At 69.0% G+C, this 18,202-nt stretch carries 19 protein-coding genes; 7 read left to right on the top strand and 12 right to left on the bottom strand.

The window, feature by feature from the left end; all coding sequences use genetic code 11:
- Window positions 1-902 precede the first annotated feature (902 nt).
- From ACFV57_RS01700 to ACFV57_RS01670, 7 genes are all read left to right on the top strand, one after another.
- Complete coding sequence (locus tag ACFV57_RS01700; RefSeq protein ID WP_385224546.1) at window positions 903-1,367, top strand: hypothetical protein; 465 nt, start codon at window positions 903-905, stop codon at window positions 1,365-1,367.
- A gap of 58 nt (window positions 1,368-1,425) precedes the next feature.
- The gene (locus ACFV57_RS01695) at window positions 1,426-2,724 is read left to right on the top strand and encodes a hypothetical protein (RefSeq protein WP_385224544.1); all 1,299 of its coding nucleotides are present in this window, start codon (window positions 1,426-1,428) and stop codon (window positions 2,722-2,724) included.
- On the top strand, window positions 2,724-3,809 hold the full coding sequence (locus ACFV57_RS01690) for a hypothetical protein (protein WP_385224542.1): 1,086 nt from the start codon (window positions 2,724-2,726) through the stop codon (window positions 3,807-3,809). The genes ACFV57_RS01695 and ACFV57_RS01690 overlap by 1 nt, the downstream gene beginning before the upstream one ends.
- Window positions 3,810-3,942: 133 nt before the next feature.
- Window positions 3,943-4,701, top strand: a complete 759-nt coding sequence (locus tag ACFV57_RS01685) for an N-6 DNA methylase (RefSeq protein WP_385224540.1) — start codon at window positions 3,943-3,945, stop codon at window positions 4,699-4,701.
- Window positions 4,698-6,755: a hypothetical protein gene (locus ACFV57_RS01680; protein WP_385224538.1), complete on the top strand. Its 2,058-nt coding sequence runs from the start codon at window positions 4,698-4,700 to the stop codon at window positions 6,753-6,755. Before ACFV57_RS01685 ends, ACFV57_RS01680 begins: the two co-directional genes overlap by 4 nt.
- 290 nt (window positions 6,756-7,045) lie before the next feature.
- The gene (locus ACFV57_RS01675; protein ID WP_385224536.1) at window positions 7,046-9,682 is read left to right on the top strand and encodes a hypothetical protein; all 2,637 of its coding nucleotides are present in this window, start codon (window positions 7,046-7,048) and stop codon (window positions 9,680-9,682) included.
- A complete protein-coding gene (locus tag ACFV57_RS01670; RefSeq protein ID WP_385224534.1) occupies window positions 9,679-9,963 on the top strand; it encodes a hypothetical protein in 285 nt (94 codons plus the stop codon). The genes ACFV57_RS01675 and ACFV57_RS01670 overlap by 4 nt, the downstream gene beginning before the upstream one ends.
- 212 nt (window positions 9,964-10,175) lie before the next feature.
- Here ACFV57_RS01670 and ACFV57_RS01665 read toward each other — a convergent pair whose 3' ends face one another.
- The 12 genes from ACFV57_RS01665 to ACFV57_RS01610 all read right to left on the bottom strand — a co-directional run bounded on the left by ACFV57_RS01665 (window position 10,176) and on the right by ACFV57_RS01610 (window position 18,019).
- The gene (locus ACFV57_RS01665; RefSeq protein ID WP_385224532.1) at window positions 10,176-10,700 is read right to left on the bottom strand and encodes a hypothetical protein; all 525 of its coding nucleotides are present in this window, start codon (window positions 10,698-10,700) and stop codon (window positions 10,176-10,178) included.
- Window positions 10,697-10,909, bottom strand: coding sequence for a hypothetical protein (locus ACFV57_RS01660; protein WP_385224530.1), 213 nt, complete (start codon window positions 10,907-10,909; stop codon window positions 10,697-10,699). Before ACFV57_RS01660 ends, ACFV57_RS01665 begins: the two co-directional genes overlap by 4 nt.
- A gap of 610 nt (window positions 10,910-11,519) precedes the next feature.
- A complete protein-coding gene (locus ACFV57_RS01655) occupies window positions 11,520-13,199 on the bottom strand; it encodes a PcfJ domain-containing protein (protein WP_385224528.1) in 1,680 nt (559 codons plus the stop codon).
- 526 nt (window positions 13,200-13,725) lie between these two features.
- Entirely contained in the window at window positions 13,726-14,433 is a 708-nt protein-coding gene (locus ACFV57_RS01650) for a hypothetical protein (RefSeq protein WP_385224526.1), read from the bottom strand.
- Window positions 14,434-14,747: 314 nt separating this feature from the next.
- Complete coding sequence (locus ACFV57_RS01645) at window positions 14,748-15,026, bottom strand: hypothetical protein (protein ID WP_385224524.1); 279 nt, start codon at window positions 15,024-15,026, stop codon at window positions 14,748-14,750.
- Complete coding sequence (locus ACFV57_RS01640) at window positions 15,023-15,640, bottom strand: hypothetical protein (RefSeq protein ID WP_385224522.1); 618 nt, start codon at window positions 15,638-15,640, stop codon at window positions 15,023-15,025. Before ACFV57_RS01640 ends, ACFV57_RS01645 begins: the two co-directional genes overlap by 4 nt.
- A 267-nt stretch (window positions 15,641-15,907) precedes the next feature.
- A complete protein-coding gene (locus tag ACFV57_RS01635; protein ID WP_385224520.1) occupies window positions 15,908-16,156 on the bottom strand; it encodes a hypothetical protein in 249 nt (82 codons plus the stop codon).
- On the bottom strand, window positions 16,153-16,434 hold the full coding sequence (locus ACFV57_RS01630; protein ID WP_385224518.1) for a hypothetical protein: 282 nt from the start codon (window positions 16,432-16,434) through the stop codon (window positions 16,153-16,155). The genes ACFV57_RS01635 and ACFV57_RS01630 overlap by 4 nt, the downstream gene beginning before the upstream one ends.
- Window positions 16,434-16,952 (bottom strand): hypothetical protein, encoded by a 519-nt coding sequence (locus tag ACFV57_RS01625; RefSeq protein ID WP_385224516.1) that lies wholly within the window; start codon window positions 16,950-16,952, stop codon window positions 16,434-16,436. The genes ACFV57_RS01630 and ACFV57_RS01625 overlap by 1 nt, the downstream gene beginning before the upstream one ends.
- On the bottom strand, window positions 16,945-17,397 hold the full coding sequence (locus ACFV57_RS01620; RefSeq protein ID WP_385224514.1) for a hypothetical protein: 453 nt from the start codon (window positions 17,395-17,397) through the stop codon (window positions 16,945-16,947). The genes ACFV57_RS01625 and ACFV57_RS01620 overlap by 8 nt, the downstream gene beginning before the upstream one ends.
- Window positions 17,394-17,636 carry a hypothetical protein gene (locus ACFV57_RS01615; RefSeq protein ID WP_385224512.1) on the bottom strand — a complete coding sequence of 81 codons (243 nt, stop codon included), beginning with the start codon at window positions 17,634-17,636 and terminating at the stop codon, window positions 17,394-17,396. Before ACFV57_RS01615 ends, ACFV57_RS01620 begins: the two co-directional genes overlap by 4 nt.
- Window positions 17,636-18,019, bottom strand: a complete 384-nt coding sequence (locus tag ACFV57_RS01610) for a hypothetical protein (protein ID WP_385224510.1) — start codon at window positions 18,017-18,019, stop codon at window positions 17,636-17,638. The genes ACFV57_RS01615 and ACFV57_RS01610 overlap by 1 nt, the downstream gene beginning before the upstream one ends.
- Between the last annotated feature and the right edge of the window lie 183 nt (window positions 18,020-18,202).

Below are 18,202 nucleotides of genomic sequence, written 5' to 3'. Positions count from 1 at the left end.
TGGGGGGCCCCCGGTTCTTGGGGGGGGGGTGGTGGGGCGGGGTTTGCCGGCCGGCCCCGGGTTGGGTTGGGGTCGCTCCCCCGTTGTAAACCTGCGGGGGGGGGGGCGGCCCCACCACGCCCCGCCCGCCGCACCAGACCAGCACTGCGCCGACGGTTTACCGGCGGCTGTGCCGATCTCGCTCCGCCGGCGTTTCATGGCTGTGCTGCCGTGCCCGCCGACGGGCTTCAATAAGAGGTCCAGTCGGGCTTCTCGGCCCCATGAATCATCTGTGAAACAGCGTCTCCTTCGCGTCTCCGAGGTGACTCATCGGGACATTTCAGGGAAACGAATGGGACACGCATAAGAGACCGGCTGCTGCCATTGGGCCTCTCAGGGTCCCGCTCGCGTCCTCACGGTGTCTCGCGTGTGCTCAAACAGTGCCACCTTGCTGTCGTACGCAGGGCCCTTGGAGTACACACCTTGGCAGGAGTGTCGGGTGGTGTCTCTCAAGAGGCACAGCTGGGACACCAATGGGGCCTCACCTGTACTCCAACGGGGCTCTTCGCGATCAGCGTTGTGGCTGCGGGTGTCTCGCAGATGTCCCGCGTGAGCACTTACCGCGCCGCAGATGGGGCGCATCGGCGCACAGCGCTATCGGCTTGCACACGGTCACCCCCAGGCGGGGGCGCGGCGGTGCCTCGCAGGCGTCCCTGCCGGCATTCGACAAGGACTCAAATGATGACTCACTCGTGTATCTAATGGGACTTGCACAAGACTCGATAAGAACATTAGAGTGATGCTTCCATCGACTCGCACACGAGGGGATCACGAGAGACGGTGAGTCCATATGGCAGAGCGAGAGGCATCCGGCGAGCGACTGGATGACGCACAGGAGCGAGTAGCAGGGCGAGGTGAGCGCCATGGCGAATCAGTCGGGTGAGCCTCGTAAGGTCCGCTGGACCGTGCCCGCTGCCGACACCTCGGTGATCGAATGGCTCAATGAGCAGGCGGACATCTCGCAGTCGATTCGGCTGCTCATTCGGGAGTCCATTCAGCGCGACGGGTACATCGATGTCTTCTTCAAGCCGGTCGATCAGCTGCCGCGTCGCGGCCGGCCGCCGCTGGAGACCACGGAACAGCGCGAGGACGACGAGGCGGTCACCGAACGCCGTCCGGCCGCCACGTCTGTTCAGCCGCAGCCCGCGGTCGCCGACCAGGCCGACGCCGTTGTCGAGAAGTCAGCACCGGCACCGGCAGTCCAGCCCGAGCCTGTTCCCGCACCGATGGAGACGGCCGAGGCCCCCGCGGCAAGCGCCCCCAGTTCACCGCCGGAGCCGCCGAAGCAGGCATCCATCGACGAAATCATGGCGAGTACCCGGCGCTGAGTGACGCGGTGAATTTCATTTTCCAGGGCGACGATATAGACACCGAGGGATCGAATTCATGAGCGCCAACAGCAACGGCACTATCACTCTTACCGGCGGCATCGACGTCGGCAATGGCTATGTCAAGGGCGTTATCCAGAATACGAAGCAGGAGACTTTCGACGAGATCGATCTGCCCAGTGCGGTCGTCTCGACCTCTCGCACCTCGCCGAAGGTGCCGCTCCCCGACGCGGATGCGGCCTCTGTGCTGGCCGGCGATTTCTACAACCAGATCGATTGCTCGCTCACCACTCCTCTGGTGGCTGCGTCGGATCGCCGCATCTTAGGCCGGGCGGCGTTGAGCGTGCGCGGCTCGAAGTTCACCGAGTTCGAAGTGCTGGGCAAGCGCTCCAAGGCCGACCAGGAGCTGAGCAAGGTCCTGGTCCTGGGTGTCTTCGCCGCCAAGGCCCTGCGCGACTACGTCCGCGAGAACGACGCGCTGCCCGATCACGAGTTGCGCGCGCAGGTGCGCGCCGGCCTGGCGCTGCCGATCTCCGAGTTCGTCGCGCGTCGCCACGCCTACGCCGCCGAGTTCATCGGCCTGCTGGGCAGTTCCGACCCCGCGGTGCACCTGGTGACGATCAAGAACTTCAGCACCCCAGTCTCAGTACGCCTGGAGTTCGTCGACGTCCAGGTGATGGCCGAGGGCGCGTCCGCGCAGTTTGCCATCACTGACAAGGGCGAGCCGCTCGCACAGGCTCTTCTCGATGATCTGCGCACCCGTGACGCGACCCTCGTGGAGGGCGTCTCGGCCTCCGACTTGGTGGCGGTCCAGCACACCATCGGCGTCGACGTCGGCGAAGGCACCGTCAACTTCCCGGTCTTCACCGACGGGCGGTTCAACCCCGAGGCGGCCGACACCCTCGACGAGGGTTACGGCACCGCGCTGATGAACGCCATGGAGCGCATGAGTGAGTCGGACGCCACACTGCAGTTCTCCTCGCGCAAGCAGCTGGCGGACTTCCTCCACTCGGAGCCGTCCGTGCTGGCGAAGAACCGTCACCAGCGCGCCGCCGGCTTCGTCGAGGCCGAGGCCGGCTATCTGGTCGACGAGATCGTCTCCACCTTCGGCGATGTCCTCTCCCAGGCCGGTGCGACGACCGAGGTCGTCTACGTCTACGGCGGCGGCTCGGGTCCGATCAAGCACCTGCTGCACCCGGCGCTGCTCAAGGCCGCGGGCGACGTGCCGGTGCTCTATCTCGACTCGAGCTACTCGCGGCACCTGAACCGCGAGGGCCTGTATATCGCGGCGCGCCACGTCGAGCAGAAGGCCCTCGCGGGGAAGTCCGCGGGCAAGCGCAGTAAGGCGGTGGCCTGATGTGTGAGCCGCTGGAGACTCCTCGAAGGACGCGGCCGGGAGGCCCGTACGGGGGGTGGGGCGACTTCATCCTCGCCGAGCAACTCGAACTGCGGCAGCCGGGGGCCGATACCTGGTGCCAGCGCTGGAACCACCGGCTGCCGACGTGGAGACGGACCCGGGACGGTGGCTTCGACCCGGAGGCCCACCGTGTCGTCCGGATACCGGAGGCTCCGGCGAAGCGCTTCACTGTCGCCCATCACTACAGCGCGAGCTGGCCGGTCGTGCGGCTCGCCTACGGTCTCCAGCGCGTTGACCAGCCCCCTGGGCCCGGCGACCCCGAAGGCGGCCGTCTGGTCGGGGTGCTCGCCTTCGGGGTCCCGATGAACACCGCCGTCCTCAATGTGTTCCCGGACCTGATGCCGCTGAGGGAATCGCTTGAGCTCTCGCGTATGTGTCTTTTGGACTCTGTGGCTTCGAACGGCGAATCCTGGGCGTGCGCGAGGGCATTCCAGGACGCCGCCTCCAAGGGAATCCGAGGGATCGTCGCGCACGCCGATCCCGTCCCGCGGGTCAGGCTCACGGCCGACGGCCCGTCGTACGTGATGCCGGGACACATCGGCCACGTCTACGGCCACGGCCAGGGCTTCACCTATCTCGGCCGTACCCGCGCCCGGCGTCTGGTCGTACTGCCTGACGCCACCGTGCTGAACGACCGTGCCGCAGCCAAGGTCCGCCGAGACGAGACCGGCCACGTCGCAGTCGAACGGCGTCTCATCACACTCGGAGCCACCGCCCGCCGAGCCGAGGAAGACGGCGCGCGCTGGCTCGCTCGGGCGCTCGAAGAGGTTGGGGCAACGGCGCTGCATCACGGCGGCTGCCACAAGTACGCGCGAACCATCGGTCCGCATCGCACGCGGCTCCGGCTCGCTGGGCCCGCTCTTCCAGCTCCGCGGCATGGGCCCCCTTCACCGCCACCGTTTACCCCAGAGAAACGAAGGAACTACCAGATGGGGCTGGTGAAACAGATCCTCGCCGAGCAGACGAAGAAGCACGACTCGCAGCTTCCTGCGGAATCAGCTACGACAGCCGAGGCCACCGGATGACTCACGGACGCCCGGACGGGTTCCTTCGGCCCGCTGCTCAGGGTTCCTGGAACCTGCGCATCTTTCCTTTCAATGTGGAGGTCCGCCGTGTCGTCCGGACCGCAGAGGCTCCGGCCATTGTGGCGCCAAGCACATGAGCGGCTACCGCGAGGCCGTGAAGCTGCTGGCGGCGAGCACCGGCGCGAAGCGGATGAGCGAAGTCTTCGACAACTTCGTCGAGATGGCGGCGCTGGCTCTCCGCAACGCCGTGGGCGTCCGCGGGAGCGAGTCCTGGGAAGCGCGTGAAGGGCGGTACCTCCAGATCGCCGGCGGCTACAGCAGAGAAGAGCTGGACCGCTTCGTGCACGCCCTGGCGCTGGTGGCCACGGAGATGGAGCGCGATCCCTGTGACGTGCTTGGCCGCCTCTACATGGAGTTGGAGCTCGGCAACGAGCGGCTCGGCCAGTACTACACGCCTTATGACATCGCCCGGCTGATGGCTGAGATGCAGATCGACTCGATAGCCGAACAGGTGAGCACTCACGGTTTCGCGAATGTGTACGAGCCCGCCTGCGGCGCGGGCGCGTTCATCATCGCCCTGTCGCAGGCGATGCTGGAGCACGGCCTGGATCCGCAGACGCAGCTGTATGTGACGGCGGAGGACGTAGCACCGCAGGCCATGCACATGATCTACGTCCATCTGGCGCTGCTGCACATCCCCGCGGTGGTGCGCCGTCGCGACATCCTCACGCTGGAGACGTTCGACGCGTGGCCCACTCATGCTCATGTCTTGGGCAACTGGAGCCAGAAGATCGGGGCGGCCCGGGCGATCAATGGATCGCGGCGGCTGATCACCGAGTCACCTCAGGAGACCACCGAAAAACCCGCCGTTGCTCTGGAGGTGCAGCGATGACGAGCACACAGGAACGAACCGACCCCTCTGACGTCGAGGGCGACGATGCCCGCCAGCACGCCACTCCGGCCGCTGGCCCCGGCCTCACGAGCGTCGGGATGCAGACGGCCGACCCCGAACACAGCGAGGCTCTCGCCCCCGTGGACCAGGAGACGGCAGCCGAGTCGTGCCCGGCGTGCCACCGCGACGAAGTGCGCGCGGGACGCTGCGGCGGATGCGGCGCCGCCGTCGGTGCCGAAGCAGCGGCGGCCGCGCTGGCGGGCATGCCCCGCAACGCGGGTGTTCTCGCTCGCGAGGCAGACCAGCTGGGCTGGGATGTGCGCACGGAGCGCCGCTGGACCGGCCGCCTGTGGGTGCGTGCCCTGGTGATCTCCGGGCTCGTGATGGTGCGTGCCGGAGTGGAGGAGACAGAGCACGTCTGCGCGTGGAACGAGGCCACGGGCAAGCTCGTGACCTCCGCCTCGACCGGTGGGTTCAAGGCGGTACGCGAAGTCATTAAGACCGTACGCGTGGTCTCCCGTGAGCACGAAGCCGCGGGCCGAACGGTGTGGGGCCGGAACGCCGCGGAATGGGTCCGGCAGTTGGACGGCGCCGTGGCCAAGGTCAGCGCCGCCCTGTGCGACGCGCGGGACGCGTTCAACGCCCTCGACGGCTCCACGCCCACGGGCGCGCGGGCGGTGGAGCTGAGTTCCGCCGCGTATGCGGAAGCCAAGACAGCGGAGCGGTCAGCCACCGATGCCCTGGAGGCGGCGCGGGCGTGGCTGGCCGAGACCAACGGCGACGACGCGCGGGGGTGTGCGTCGTGGCGGCGTGCGGTTGTGCTGGCCGGGCAGCACGTCAAGGAAGCCAGGGAGGCGATCGCGGACGCCGCGGCGCGCGCAGAGCGGGAGGCACTCGCCACACCGATCATCGAGGAGGCACAGGAGCGGCTAATCGCCCAGGAGGCCCAGTGGCGCAATCGGCTGGCCGAGTCGGGCCGCGAGCCGACGGCGCGTGAATACGCCGGGCTGATCGTGATGTTCGAGGACTCCTCGCGTGACTGGTGTGCATGGTTCGACGGCTACACCGACTACGACGGCGTGGTGCACCCCAGGCAGGGTGACCCGTTGCGGCCGTTCGTGGCGCAGTACGACGCCTGGAGGAAATCCAGGTGCTCCGGCCGGTCGGTGTGCTACCCGTCGCGGTACACCTCCGCCGCGCTGATCGCTGGTGACCGTGTCGACATCGCCGCCGTGGCGTTCACGCTGAGAGTGGTCGACCGGATCGAGGGACGCGGCGCTGAGAGTCTGCGGAAGGCGGCGGCCGCCGTCCGCCGGAATCCCCAGGGGTTCGGTACCGGAAACGACCGCAAGCGCCTGGCCGACTGGTCGAAGTTCCCGCACAACAGCTACGGGGAGCCGACCAGGCTTGCTGAGCACGCCCCCGCCCAGTGGGCGGCGCTCGAGACCGCCCAGGCCGCGTACAACGGCGTTCGGGACTTCAAACACGCCCTGTACTGGGAGGAGCATTACGCGAGCGAGCGGGCGAACGCGCGGGCGGCTGCCGTCCGTGCCGGGCTGGCCGGGCGCGATGACGCCCGTGCGGAGCGGGCGGAGTCCGGCCGTACGGCGTCCGCGTGGGCGGCTGCTGTGGAGCGGCTGACGACGGCCCGCGTCCGTGTGCATGAGGCTGTGGTGCTCGCCACCGGTGACGTGGAGCGGGCGCAGGCATGCGGGGACCGGGTCCGGAAGGGCGACGCGCTCGCTGATGACGTGTGTTCGGCCGTCCGCTCCTGTGAAGAGGCGTACGACGACGTGAACCGTGCGAAGCGGGAAGCTGCCCATTATGCGGAGTCGGCAGAGATCTACCGCGAGGCGGGCGCCCTGTCTGACTACGTGGCCGAGTGCGCGCGCATGGAGGATGCCGCCGCCCGTGCCGAGTCCGGCCGTGAAGAGACGCTGAACCTGTACGGGTGCGCCTTCGCGGATGCCGCGAAGGCGGAGGAGGACCGCGACACCGCTTGCGCCGGGCTAGAGACCACCGCGGTTGCGCGCACCGCCCGGGGTGAGGGTTGACGGTCACGGACGGGTCGGAGCAGCACGCCACGTGCAAGCCGGCAGAGCTGATCCAGGCGGCTCTGGTGGTTGTTGCTGATCTGTCGTCGCAGTAGCCCGAGAGGTGGTGGACACCCGCACGGCGGTGATCGGGCTCGCGCCCCACAGCGTCCTCCCCGCAGACCCGCAACGGGGCCGACCCGCTCACGCACGGATTCGCGAGCACACGACATACCGGACGCTTCTCGGCACAGCGGCCCCTGGACCGCCCGGGCACCCTGCGTCCGGCTCCCCCTCAACGAAGGAACGCCGTGAACACTGACCCCCGCACCGACGAAGACCTCGCGGGCCTCAGCACGCAGCAGCTCGAAGATGAGCTGGAAGTGGCACGCCTCCGGCTGGCCGACATGACCCAGCTCCAAGCGAGCTGGGCTGCGTTCTCCGCCCGGCTCGATGCCGCGTCCGCCACCAAGGATGCAGAGCACTCCGATGAGGCTGGCAACCGCCGGAGCGCCGAGGAATGCGCAGGGCGCGCGTCCCACCACGCGGGCGCGGCCCCCACGACGGAGGCTTCGACTGCTGTCGCCGCGTATGGTCCGGACGACACCAACGAGCCGGAGCGGGCCAACGACGCCGCCCGAAAGGCTGTCACCGCCCTCGCCGAAGTCGCCGGCTCAGGGGTGGAGAAGAGCGGCATGGACCAGTGGCTCGATGAGTACAACGCCCGAACCGGACTGCCCCGTATGGGATGGTGCACAGGGCTGGCCGACGTCCTGGCCGCCGCGTACGCGGGAGACCTGCACGCTGACACGTCCGGAATCGTACGCCGCCGTGAGGGCCAGGGCCGCCGGGTGCGGGTCGCTCTGGTCAGGCTGCTGGCTTCCGGCGGCTACATCGCGGTGCCCCGCGCCGGCCGGCGCGGCCCTGTCACGGTCACTCCCGACGGTGTCACCGCGCACCGTTGGTGCGCCGCTGCTCCCGATCTGCTGCACGCGGACCATCGGGCCGCCTACTGGGCCCGGGTGCGTGTTCACCACACCGGTCGAACCGGCAAGCAGACGGCGCGGGACCAGGCCAGGTACCTTACTCCGCTGCCGTACGGACAGGAGGAGGAGCGCCGCCGCGCCGCGCAGATGCGGCGGACCGAGCAGTGGGCCAAGGAGATGGAGGCCACGCGGGAGCGTCTTGCGACGGAGCAGGCGGAGCGGGATGCGCAGGCCAAGCAGGAGCGGTCGGCCGCATGGGCGCGGAGCGAGCAGGAGGTCGAGGAGCGGCAGGCGGTGAAGGATGACCGTCGCGACGACGGCCTCGTCATGTCGCAGCATGGCCCGCAGGAAATCGTCATGGGCACGGGCAAGCGCCGCGTCACGGCGAAGCGGATCAGTCCGAGCATCTGGAACGCGGTGGTCCGCGGAGCTGTCTACGTGGTGTCGAAGGAGGGTGGCGAGGACTGGCCCTGGCTGGTCATCGCGCCGGACGGCACGCGCATCGGCGTCTGTTCGGTGATCAATGACGTGCCGTACGCGGCCAGCGTCCGGGACATCGTTCGCGCCCACGCCGACGCCACGGAGCGCGGCAAGACGTTTCCCGAATGGACGCCGCCCGGTGCCGCCGTTGCTACGCCCAAGGAGACCGGCCAGGGCCGGGCGGTCGCGGGCGGCGGTCTGCCCAAGGTCGGGGAGGCGTACCGCACCCCAGCCCCCGCGCGAGCGGTCGCTCTCGACCTGATCGGCTCCCAGTGGGTGGCCGAGTGCGACCGACATAGCCCCGTCGCCATGGGGCTGAACAAGTTCGGGGACGCGGTCGCCGACGTCGCCGCTGCCTACGTCCACGACAACGAGCAGGATGCGGCCGACGCTGCCCGCGCCCACCTGGACGCGCACGCTCGGGAAGACGCCCACGTGATGACGCCGGAGAACATCGACGCCGCCCAGGCACTGAGCCTCTCCTGCGACCAGTGGCAGACGCTGGGGTGGATCAGTGACGGAAAGGTGCGCGAGACCGCCGACGGGTTCACCGCCTACGACGTCAGCCCGGACCGTGCTGACGTCTCCAAGAGGATCAGGAAGACCCTGGTTCCGCGCCTGTGGGCGGCCGGGTTCTTGAAGGTGTTCGCCATCGCCCCTGGGGTGCGCGAGTTCGGTCTCACCGACGAGGGAGCACGCGCGTTGAGTCTGTGGTCCAACGCGATGCGCATCAACGCCGTCACGGAGCCGGAGAAGGACACCCGGCACGCCGCGGTGAAGAACTCCCGCTACCGGTGGTTGTCCGCCGGAAAAACCTGGCCCGGAGAGCATAGGAAGGCGCAGGCCGCAGCGGACGCGGAGCAGGCCGCCAACGAGCAGGCCGCCGCGCTGCGGGCCGCGGAGGAGAAGGCCGCGGCCGAACGGGCCGCCACCCCCACGATTGATGAGCTGGCCGTGTTGGAGGCGCTGAGCTCTGACGGTTTGGACGCGCAGGCGGCCACGGTGCTGTCGGCCGCGTACATCGGCCACGTGGTCACCCGTCTCCGTCCGGGGGCCACCTCGGCGCGTCTTGATGGGGGCACGGGCCGGGGCGACCGGCGGGTGACGCGTACCTACAACGTCAACGGCGTGGAGGAGCCGATCACGCCGGCGGCTGCCGATGTCCTGTCGGCGGCCGCCGCGAACCTCACCGATGCCACGGCCGAGACCTGGCACGCGCTGTGCACGACGGTAAATGAGCGGTGGGGGGTGTACCGGCTCGACCTGACTGCCGCCATTGACGCTGGCGCGACGATGTGCGCACTGCTCGACCAGGTCGCACCGCCCACTGGTCCTAGCGAGGAAGGCACCGACGAGCCCGGCTCCTCCTGGCGTTCGCAGGCGGTGACGAGTCACGGGTGGGCGGTGCGCGCGGGCGGGTTGCCAGTGCTCGGTGGCACGACCTATTTGATGAGCCGCTCACGGGACGGGGGGACGTCGTGACGAGTACGAACGAGACGAGCACGTACTGGTGGCCGCGTGGTGCGGGCGGCGCGGACTCTGCGGCCCTGGAGCAGTGGCTCGCCGCCCACGGGTGGGAGGTTGACCCGACGGTGTTCATGTCTGGCGCGCGCGGGCCGGCTGTTCAGGTGCGCCGGATCGGGGCGGCGTGGCAGGACGAAGAGTCGGGGCCGCTCATCCTGCCGGGTGAGGTCGTGGAATACGACGGCGCGCAGATGCGCATCGTGTCCCGCCCTGTTGGGGCGGTCTCGCCTGATCCGTGACGCTGGTCGCCCCGCATGCTTCCGGCCCCCTCGACATCGAGGGGGCCGGCTTCTGCCTGTGGAGACCGTGGTGTGGAACGGGCACTCCTCGGTCCGTTCGACGGGTTGATGTCTGTTCTCGGCCGGGATGTGGCGGCCGCGGGGCTGGTTCGTGCAGCAGCCCTGGTGGAACTGGCAGCAGGCAGCCCTGTGAGTTGGAGAGAAACTAAGGTCTACACGGGTTGGCCGAGGAGAGCCAGCGCGCCGGCGGGTAGGCCGTCCCCGAGAAGCGGCAAGGTTCGGTCCATGTCGGAAAGGATTCCCCCGCCGTCGAGGAGCCACAGCGTGGGGTCCTTGAGGACGATACCCACGCGCGCCCGCCCTGGTGCTGTGTCCCAGATGGGGTCCAGAACTGTGCCGTCAGGCCGGACACACCAAGCGTGCGTCGGGTCCAGGTCCATCCTCCGCATACGCGCGAAGCCCTCGGCGTACAACAGCTGCTCTTCGGGGTGGTCCTCGGCGTACCGAGCGGCGTTCATGTAGCACTGTCGGTTGGGCATCGGGGCCACATGGTCAGGCAACGGCGCTGGACGGAATCGCCGGCCGTGCTGAAGCAGGAGGTGATACTGCGTGGGGTAGGCCCATCCCTCGGTTCTGTAGTTGTCCTGTGAGAGCTGAGCGAGCTGTCTCAGGTATCCGATGGCGCCCTCCTCGCTCAGACGCTGGGGCGCAGCTTCGAGGTCAGTGGGGGTACTCACCTGTTCACCTCACCGGCCAGGCGGTCCGCTTCCTGGCGCAGGCTCTCGGCCAGGCCGAGGATCTTGCGGTCGTTCGAGGTGCGTGGCCCAGCTGTGACGGGCGGGACGCGGCCCGCGAGTCGCTCGGCGGCCGCCCGCAGGTGCGTGGGGTCGCGAAGGCTGGCCTCCCAGTCGGGATCGGCGAGGCTGCCGGGCAGCGGGCCATGCATACGACAGTTCTGGCAGGTGATGCGCTCTTGAACGGGACTCCAGCCACACGAGCAGTCGGGGTCTCGGTAGCGCTCCATCGTGTCTCCTCATCGGTACGGCAGTGTCAGGGTATTGCCCTGTGGGTCGGGGCGTGGGCGCAATTTGGCTTGTTGAAGCTCCTGGAGGCAGAGGGTGGCACTGGAAGGGCTCGCCAGCTCGCTGCCCCGGTCTAGGGCAGCGGCGGATAGTCCGCAGCAGCTGGGGGGGGGCGCCGGAGACGTCCGGCCTAGAAGAGACCGCCCTGCGTGGATGCGGTTGGGGGCGGGCTGGCGGCAGCTGCAGTTGCCGCGGACCCGGCACCGGCGGTCGGTCAGGTAGACCGTGGCGTCGCTGCGGTTGCAGCCGATGGAGCCCCGGTACGGGATGGGGGCGTGGCCCCAGCCGATGACGGCCTCTTCCTCGGTGCACAGGGTGTCTGCCGGAGCCTATGCGTGGGTGTTCTTCGCGGATTCGGCGGCGACCTGCTCCTGGAGGCGCTGTCACGCCGGATGGCCCAGCACGCGATTAGCACGAGAAGAACCCCGGCCTGGTGCCCGCGCACCAGGCCGGGGTCCTTGTAGAGATTTGGCGTCAATGAGTCCTCTGGGGCAGTCGCAGCCCGTCCATACCCAGAGCATCCGAGTGGAAACTGAAGTCCATGGCGACCAGTCCGTCGACGACCTGCTGGGCTGCTTCGCCGAGCTCGCGCACGGCATCGCGGTTGTACTTCCCGAGGATCTGCTCTACGCCATGCGACTGCGTGATCTGCAGGTTCAGACGCACGCGGCCGTCCGCTTCGCAGACCGCGGCGAACACATCCAGCTCCAGCTCGCCGGCGTACCCGCCGATACAGTTGTTGAGCATCGCCCCCCAGCGGGAGAGCGTCTCGGCATCACGGGCGACGACGAGACTCAGACCGGAGGCTGCTTCCCGGCCATCCAGCAGTGCGGCCGTCTGCAGTGCCCATTGGTGGCGCTGGGCCTGCTTCGCGATCCGCTCGCGGCGGCGGATCTCCTCGCGTTCGTGGCGCTCACGATCGCGGGCAGCCATCAGCTCGCGCCGACGGTCCTCGATCAGGCCCAGTGCCTGCACGCGGAACGCCTCGTCCTTCCAGAGGTCCCAGTCAGCGACCTGGGCCGTGCCCTCGGGAAGCAGCCGGATCTGGTGGTTGTAGTACTCCATCTCACGACGGGCGTAGATCTCTTCTTTTATGACGCGCTGGGCCGCGCGGCCCCGGGGGTCATGCCAGCGCTCGATTGCGGGCAGGTCCCGGACCAGGTGCTCGAGGTCACGGGAGCCGCGGACCCGGCGCTGCCCGCGGGCAGCGATGATCTCTGGCAGGAGGTCGAGGTCTCGGGTGACGGCCAGACGGTGAGCCGTGCAGTCGGCTGCATCGGCCAGCGTGCGCCGCGCCTGGTGGACGGGTTCCTTGAGGATCCGTCGCAGCACCGGCTGCGGAGTCCGGCACAGGATCGAGCGGATGCCTCGCCGCTGCACGGATGTGAGCGACAGCCCGAGCGTCAGGCGGTAGCCGCTGGCTGCTTTCGTGGTGCGCATTGCGTCGATCAGCCAGTCCACGGGCACCAGCCCGCGGAACATGGCGAACCAGCTCAGGGTGCCGATGTCCAAACGCTCCACTTCGCGGGCCAGCGGCCGACGGTAGGCGCGCACGCCGAAGAGGTTCTTCGCGACCTGCGCATGGTCGTGGGCATCGAGATAGGGCAGGTAGGCGGAGGCCGGATCACCCCACCGGTCGTTCTTGAGCAGCGGGAAACGGACGTTCCAGGCCGGCAGCTCGCCGATGTGTCCGCGGATCGCGGCGATCACCTGGTCCACGGCGTTGTCGACTCCCCCAGGCTCCGGTCCTTCGAGCCGGCGGGCCTGCGGGTTGCTGCGCATCCACTGCTGCAGTGTCTGGGACAGCACGTGAATCCAGCGCACGACCATAGTCTCGGAGAAGACATGGCGGGTGGTGTATGTGCCGGTGCGGCGATCGATCTCGCGCAGGACGACGAGGCCCTTCTTCGTGCGGGCCATCGACGTGAGCTTCTCTGAGGTCCAGTAGTGGAATGCCTTGCCCGAGGCACGCATGCGGTGCACGCGCTTGTAGAGCGAGACGGCGACGGACGTCCGGCCGTCAGGCAGAGCCCGCGCCAGAATCCTCAGGCTGAGGCCGGAGATCACGCCTTCGACTGCGGCGGCACCCTGCTCGGCGAGGGCGTCGTCGACATACTTGATGTAGAGCAGGATGTGCTCGGTGCGCGCGGGCATGGCGGTCTCCCCCGGGAAGATGTGATGGATTCGGCAGTGAGACCCCCGGCGCTGCCTTGCAGCGCACTGCCCGCGTCTCATCCGATTGCCTCTCCCCCAAGTCGTCCCTCCCTGTCAGGCCATTCGGGATCACCTGTCGATTCGATGCCATGCCATGTGAAAGTCCTTCGACAAGGAATGCACAGCCCGGCTGACTCGGAGTGAGGAGCCGGAATTGAGCGTGCGCCAAAGGAAGCCCTTCCCTCCGCCGACGGTCTTCGCGGGGGCTTGGCAGTGCTGTTCGCCAGGCGACGCGCTCGATGCGCATGGCTCCCGAGTCGTCCTGAAGTCTGGTGGCCAGGTCGTACCAGAAGCCACTACCCAGCCGGACCAAGGTCCTTCCCTCTCGACCTCCCCAACCGGAAACGGCAGGGACGTCACGTCGGTCGAGTGGCGTGGTTCGGGCGGGCCCGGGCGCGTCGCCGGCGATGATCTGCTCGCCGCTCCAGGCGAGTTCGGTTTCCCGGCGAGCTGGACGGGGTGGTCATCAGGTGGCTCCCCGCTCGCGGCGGTAGTGCTCGATGCGGGCCGGCAGACTGATGCCGAGGTGCGCGTACTCCTCGGCCAGGTACTCGTTGAACTCAGCGTTGTGCGAGGCGATCAGTCGTTTGATGGCAGCCTCCCCGGCCAGCGCCCGGAGTTCCTTCACGGACGCCCCCGCAGCGGCAGCGACTTCCCTGTCGCGGCGGTACGCATCGCTGCGGGCCATTTCCTCGGCGTGTCCGGCGGCCCGCAGCCGCTTGCACTCGGTCAGCCGCAACTGCAGGGCGTTGCGGTGGGCGGTGGCCCGCCTGGCCCAGTCGTGGGCGGCCAGCGTCCGGTCGCCGCGGCGCTCGTGCAGTTGTGCGTCGACGTTGGCGATGAGCTGCCCGAGGTGCTTCTTCCAGCGGATCTGGTTGCGCCGGTGGCGCAGCGCTGCCCGCCGGCCCAGCTCGCCGTCACCTGCGCTGTCGGCGGCGACAACCTCCCGGAAGTCGATGTCCGGCAGGCTCGCCAGGTGCTCGATGTCGCGGATCTGCGCGGCGGAGACGTCCACGGGCTGCTCGGGGGCGGACTTGGTCAGGTGCCACCAGGTGCAGACGCATTCATAGGGGCTGAGGAGCAAGTTGCTGCGCACGGCGACACGGCGGGCTGCCGTCTCGGCCGCCGTGCGGGTGGCGTAGCGGGATTTGGTCGGTTTCGGGCAGGCGGTCATCAGGCAGCCGTCTTCCGGTCGGATCGGGTCTGGGTACGCCGGCGGCTGAGGCGCCGCGGGCGAGGAGCTTGCGGCCGGCGAGGCGGCGTTCCTTGCGGGTGAGCCACTCGGGCGGAGCGGAGTCGTTGACGGCGCGGTCGACGGCGTCCTCGTCGGGCGCGCCGACGCGGCTCACGCGGTCGTCACCCGGGCTTCGGCCGCTCGCTGGGGGGGGGTGGACGTCGCCATTGCGGAGCGGCCAGCCGTCGCGGTGGCAGGGCACGGCGGCGGTGCGCTCGGCCAGCCCAGGCGGGCGGACTGATGAGTGCGGGCGGTCATGCGACCTCGCCCGCCACGTCGATGCGGGTGAGGCAGATGCCGCCCGCGTAGCCCTCGACGGAGACAACGGCCGCACCGTGGCCGAGCGTCCAGGCCGAGGTGCGGGTCACGGTCACCAGCCGCCTGCACAGGTCGGCGTCGCCCGGATCGACGTAGCCGCCGGACTCCTGCCGTTCGCGGACCGCCACGGCGAGCGGGTCCTCCGGGCGGACGCCCGGGTACGCGATGACGGGCGTACCGACGGGATACTTGTCGTTCCACTCCTCGGCGGTCACACGGCCACCTCCGCCTGCTTGCGGACGGCGTCGTACCGGGCGATGCCAGAGACGATGGCGTGGCACTGCCACAGGTACTGCCAGTCGAACTCCTCGAACGACAGGTCCCACTCGTCAGGGAAGCGCAGGGTCACGTCACCGTGTCGGAACTGGTGGCACGCGTAGCGGGCGGTCTCCTCGTATTGGATGTCGTGCTCGTCCGAATTGAGGATCTGCCTGCCGACCGCCTCGACGGTGCCCGGATAGCGGGCCTCCAAGGCGGCGGCCTCCTCGACGAGCCACGACCGGAACTTGCCCGCCGACCAGCCCTTCGCCTTGCCCGCGCGGAGCTTCTCCTCCCAGTAGTCCGGGTTGATGGAGCCTCCGGCACGGCTGTCGCGGAAGAGGACGAACATGTCCTTGGTGTCCTCGCCGACAAGGCAGAAGTGGAACGAACCGTGGGAGCCGTTGACGACGAGGTTGTACGGCCAGGTGATCAGGTCCCACCAGAAGAGGGAGCTCTCCTCCGGGGCGACACGCAGGTGCCGGTACAGGCTGTCGTCGTGCAGGACGGTCATCTCGTGCCGGGCCGTGTCGCGAGCGAACCGCATTGCGATCTCGGGATACTCGTTCACTGGTTCCCCCTAGGGTGTCGCGGCCCGCGCTGGAGCCGCCATGCGGTGTGGTCGGTCTGCTGCTGCTCGACGACGCTCAGCCGGCACCGGCGAGCTGGTCTTCCAGGTCGGCGATGCGGCGCAGCAGCCAGACCAGGACGAGGAAGTCCACGACGGTGACGCTCGGTTGGGTGGTCACGCGGCCCTCACCGCCTCCACCAGGGCCGGGGCCCACAGCTGCACGACCGCCTCGGGCTCGGGCTTCGGTTTGCCGTGCTCGGGCTCCGGCTACGTGATCGTGCTGCGGGCCGGGTCGTCGACGTACGGCAGCCGCCACTTGCGGAGCTCGCCCAGCCGCTTCAGCAGCGCCATCGCGTGCGCCGGGCTCGCCGCGGCCAGCTCGGCGGCGATCAGCGGCAGGCCGTCGGACATCGCCCCGACCTGCCAGCCCCGCGTCGCCGGGAAACGGTCATTGTCCTCATGCAGGCCGCGGATGATCCGGGCCACCAGCGTCTCGACACACACGGGGCAGATCACGACGCACTCCCGCGGGCCCAGCCGGGGTAGTCGGCGGCGGAGCAGCACTCGGAGTGCTCGATGGTCAGCCGGGCGAACGCGGCGTCGGCGAGGTCGATGGCGTGGTTCTGCTCAATGAGCCCGTCTCGCACCCGGCGGCACTGCTCCTCGGTCGCGTTGTCCACGACGAGTCGCTCCTCCTGCCGGTCCCAGAGGGTCGCGAACACGCCGTTCCGGCCGATGACGTACCGATCTCCCTGCGGCACCTCGATCGCGGGGCGCGGGGTCGTCATCGACATCACCGCTCACCCCCGTCGGCACTCGGTGTGCACTTCGGGAAGCCAGGACACGGACCGAAGCCGTTGTGGTGGGAGCAGAGGAGCTGCGATGGGTAGCGTCCGCCGCCCTTCAGTGGGTCAATGTGGTCAGCGGCGAACGCCATGCCGTTGAGGTACAGCTGGCTCGCCCACGGTGTGTGGGTCTCCGTGCGGATGTCCTTGGCGGCCTCTTCGACCGACCGGCCACCGATAGCCTGCTGATAGCGCAGGTAGGTGTCCTCGGCGAGGATCTTGCGCAGGTAAACGTCGACTTCGGCGGGCGTCGCGGAGAGGCGGGACGGCGGGCTGCTGGCGATCGCCGTACTCGCCTCGCACTGCGCCTGCTCCAGCAGGACGCTCTGCTTGGCGGCCAGGATGCGCAGCCGGCCGTTCTCGGCGGCCAGCTCGCCCACGGCCACGCGCAGCCAGCCGGCAGGGGCGGTCTCGTCGTACAGCAGGGCGTCGATCTCGGCGCGGCAGGACGGGGACAGCTCAGGCACGGGACTCACCCGCCTCGGCGGCCATGCGACGCAGCAGGTCGGCCGCCCAGTGCGTACCGGGCTGCGTCGCCCACAACATGCGGTCGTTCTCCACGACGATCGCGTCGGCGGCCTCGCCCAGCGTCTCGGCACGGACAGCTGCCCGCCCCTCCGCCAGCCACGGCACGTACCGGGTGAGAATCTCCGGCTCATCGTCGTCCCCGTCCCACCGGTTCGGGTCGGTCATGGTGGCAGTGATCGCCTCGGACAGGCGGCGGTACGACTCGGCATCGAGCACCAGCGCCGAAGGGTCGGCATCGTCACCCAGCAGGTCCCGGCGCACCTTGTCGCGGATCAGCGGGGAGGCGGCTGCCAGCACGGCGTCAGCCAGCGATTCGCACGGCGCCATGAACGTCGTGGAGGGATGCTGTTCGACCGCACGGATTGCGGCGTCGCGGGCGCTCATGCCGCACCTCGCACGACCAGCGACTGCCGCGACGGGGCCAGCGTCTTGTTGGTGCGGGCGGCAGCGGCGAGGGCGCCCTCACGGTCCGCCTGCGCCTCAACATCCAGCCCACGGTGGGAGACGGCCTCGCGCACCGTGTCGGCCTGCTCGCGGACAGCAGCCTGCACGTAGGCCGCGATGAAGCGGGCCTTGAAGGCGGACACCGCATCGGGGACGGGGATCGGGACCAGGTTCGTCATCACGACTCACCGTCCTGAGCGGCGCGGTCCACCCGTACGGCGTCCTGGATCATGCGGATCGCAGCAAGGCAGTCCTCGCGACTGATCGCGTCGTCACCCTTGTTGTGCTCGATGTGCTCGTAGATCTGCTCGGCGTCGGAGGTGTACGGGAGATTGGCGTTCCAGTCTTCCTCGACGGCGAAGCCGATGCCGACGGTGCCGAACTTCGGGAAACAGATGACCGCCTGCTGGTCAGAAACCCGGACGCGGTACGTCCAGTAGTCCTCGCCCACAGGGGGCGTCATCATGAGCGGTCCGGCTACGGGTGTCCGGTCAGGCTGGCTCTTGCCCTCCAGGACAAGGCGCGACTCGGTGTTCTCAGGGGGCTGCGAAGATGTGGACACGGTCCACTCCTGTTCTTCGAGGTTCTGGTGGTGGATCGAGGCCCCGGCTGCCGGTGTGCGAGAGTCCGGCACTAGGGGCGCATACCGCTAGGCGGCGGCTTCGACCAGCGCGTTGGGCCAACTCGCGGCACAGCGTCCGCTGGCCTCTGAGGCCGATGTCCTGATAGCAGATCCTCTGACGCG

The organism is Streptomyces sp. NPDC059788 (assembly GCF_042732265.1).
Classification (GTDB): domain Bacteria; phylum Actinomycetota; class Actinomycetes; order Streptomycetales; family Streptomycetaceae; genus Streptomyces.
The sequence above is the reverse complement of the archived record's forward strand: the minus strand, read 5'-3'. Positions and strand labels throughout refer to the sequence as shown.

What these genes read in the sequence shown, in the direction of transcription:
- ACFV57_RS01700 (WP_385224546.1), top strand. Translation starts at nt 903, where the DNA reads ATGGCGAATCAGTCGGGTGAGCCTCGTAAGGTCCGCTGGACCGTGCCC.
- ACFV57_RS01695 (WP_385224544.1), top strand. Translation starts at nt 1,426, where the DNA reads ATGAGCGCCAACAGCAACGGCACTATCACTCTTACCGGCGGCATCGAC.
- ACFV57_RS01690 (WP_385224542.1), top strand. Translation starts at nt 2,724, where the DNA reads ATGTGTGAGCCGCTGGAGACTCCTCGAAGGACGCGGCCGGGAGGCCCG.
- ACFV57_RS01680 (WP_385224538.1), top strand. Translation starts at nt 4,698, where the DNA reads ATGACGAGCACACAGGAACGAACCGACCCCTCTGACGTCGAGGGCGAC.
- ACFV57_RS01620 (WP_385224514.1), bottom strand. Translation starts at nt 17,397, where the DNA reads ATGAGCGCCCGCGACGCCGCAATCCGTGCGGTCGAACAGCATCCCTCC.
- ACFV57_RS01630 (WP_385224518.1), bottom strand. Translation starts at nt 16,434, where the DNA reads ATGTCGATGACGACCCCGCGCCCCGCGATCGAGGTGCCGCAGGGAGAT.
- ACFV57_RS01660 (WP_385224530.1), bottom strand. Translation starts at nt 10,909, where the DNA reads ATGCATGGCCCGCTGCCCGGCAGCCTCGCCGATCCCGACTGGGAGGCC.
- ACFV57_RS01650 (WP_385224526.1), bottom strand. Translation starts at nt 14,433, where the DNA reads ATGACCGCCTGCCCGAAACCGACCAAATCCCGCTACGCCACCCGCACG.
- ACFV57_RS01655 (WP_385224528.1), bottom strand. Translation starts at nt 13,199, where the DNA reads ATGCCCGCGCGCACCGAGCACATCCTGCTCTACATCAAGTATGTCGAC.
- ACFV57_RS01685 (WP_385224540.1), top strand. Translation starts at nt 3,943, where the DNA reads ATGAGCGGCTACCGCGAGGCCGTGAAGCTGCTGGCGGCGAGCACCGGC.
- ACFV57_RS01615 (WP_385224512.1), bottom strand. Translation starts at nt 17,636, where the DNA reads ATGACGAACCTGGTCCCGATCCCCGTCCCCGATGCGGTGTCCGCCTTC.